The following is a 344-nucleotide window of genomic DNA, read 5'->3' on the forward strand; positions in this document are numbered from 1 at the left end:
TGCGCCCCGTGGTGGCGGGCGTGGCGGAGCAGGTCGAGCAGGTCCCGCCGGCCGTCGAGGTGTTCGGTGTGCAGGGGTAGGAATCCGTGTCCGTCGTCGGTGGGGACCGGGTTGCCGGTGGCGCCGGTGGCGGTGTGGGTCCAGGTTTCGGCGAGGGCCCGGTGGTCGGTGCCGTCGGCGTCGTACCAGCGGGGTACGCCGTTGGAGGACAACCAGTCACCGTCGGTGTCGTGGGACCAGATGAGCGCGGCCTGGTCCGGGACACCCGCCCGGTACTGCTGCCGAGTCCTGAAGTGCGCGGCGGTGGCGGCGGCATGTGCGGCGAGGGGCAGGACCTCGTCGAC

At 73.0% G+C, this 344-nt stretch carries 1 protein-coding gene; it reads right to left on the reverse strand.

Annotated features, from left to right (window positions below):
- Positions 1 to 212: hypothetical protein (locus tag ACLQ24_RS30465; RefSeq protein WP_425895178.1), on the reverse strand; the 212-nt coding region annotated here is incomplete at its 3' end.
- Positions 213 to 344: the final 132 nt, after the last annotated feature.

This window comes from Micromonospora sp. DT4, assembly GCF_049841675.1.
Classification (GTDB): domain Bacteria; phylum Actinomycetota; class Actinomycetes; order Mycobacteriales; family Micromonosporaceae; genus Micromonospora.